Origin of the sequence: Paenibacillus sp. GCM10023250 (assembly GCF_042653205.1) — a bacterium.
Taxonomy (GTDB): domain Bacteria; phylum Bacillota; class Bacilli; order Paenibacillales; family Paenibacillaceae; genus Paenibacillus_Z.
The window spans coordinates 1-1,337 of the sequence record NZ_JBHSHY010000094.1; the positions used below are offsets into that span (position 1 = coordinate 1).

The following is a 1,337-nucleotide window of genomic DNA, read 5'->3' on the forward strand; positions in this document are numbered from 1 at the left end:
GGGTCTGTCAAGAATTTTGTGTAAACTCACGTACAGTGAATCCTTAACGTAAATGCTGGCCAATACGATCCGGGAAGAAGACGGAGAGCTGGAGGAGGATTTGTCCCCAGTTCTGCACGCGGCCCGTCCACTTCCGGACAACGTCCATGGTCGCCAGGTAGAGCATTTTCAGTAGCGCCTCGTCAGTTGGAAAGATGCTTTTGCCCTTGGTGACCTTGCGGAGCTGGCGGTGGTAGCTTTCGATCATATTGGTCGTATAGATGAGTTTACGAATTTCCGGCGGGTACTTGAAGAAGGTGGAGAGTTCGGGCCAATTGTTGCGCCAAGAGCGGATAATGAGCGGATACTTGCTTCCCCACGCCTCTTCAAAGCGGTCGAGTTCAAGCAGGGCCAAGTCTTCCGTCGCCGCCTTGTAGATGGGTTTTAAGTCAGCGGTCACCTTCTTGAGATCCTTGTAGGATACATAACGTGTCGAGTTGCGAATTTGGTGGATGATGCACTTCTGAATCTCCGTGTGTGGATAGCAGGCGGAGATCGCCTCTGTGAAGCCCTTGAGATTGTCCACACAGGTAATGAGAATGTCCTGTACGCCGCGATTTCTGAGGTCATTTAGGACGCTGAGCCAGAACTTGGATGACTCGTTCTCGCCAATCCACATACCCAGCACGTCCTTACTACCATCCAGATCAATCCCGATGACCATGTACGCTGCTTTATTAATGATGGCACCGTCCTGCTTCACCTTGAAGTGGATTGCGTCCAGGAACACCACCGCATAGACGCCCTGCAGCGGCCGGTTTTGCCATTCCTTGATGAGCGGCAACAGCTTGTTTGTGACGTTGGAAATGAGCGTCGGCGAGACCTCGATGCCATACAGGTTATGAAGGTGATCTTGAATCTCCCGCGTGCTCACACCCTTGGCATACAGCGCCACAATCTGGTCCTCGATGCCGGTTACGTTCGATTGGTGCTTCTTCACGACAAGCGGTTCGAACTCGCTCTGCCGGTCGCGCGGTACCAGAATCTCCTGTTCACCGTACTCGCTCACGACGGTCTTCTTGCTCTTACCGTTCCGGCTGTTAGGTGTAACTTTGGCTTTCGTCTCATGTTTCTCGTAGCCAAGATGCGTATCCATCTCCGCCTCAAGCATTTCTTGAATCGTTTCGGCGAACAAGTCTTTCAGCGCGTTCTGAGCATCTTGCGCGGTCACTAGCTTGTTCTCCTTAATGAATGCTCGCAGCTGCTCTTTCGTCCATAATCCCATGTGTGCTCCCCAACCTTTCTATTACTTTCATTTTAGTAGGTTTGAGAGTTTACACAAAGTATTTTACAGACTC

Annotated in this window: 1 protein-coding gene; it reads right to left on the bottom strand. The window is 51.3% G+C overall.

Annotated features, from left to right (window positions below; genetic code table 11):
- Positions 1-43: 43 nt before the first annotated feature.
- Positions 44-1,264, bottom strand: a complete 1,221-nt coding sequence (locus ACFPB1_RS27350) for an IS256 family transposase (RefSeq protein WP_379229380.1) — start codon at positions 1,262-1,264, stop codon at positions 44-46.
- Between the last annotated feature and the right edge of the window lie 73 nt (positions 1,265-1,337).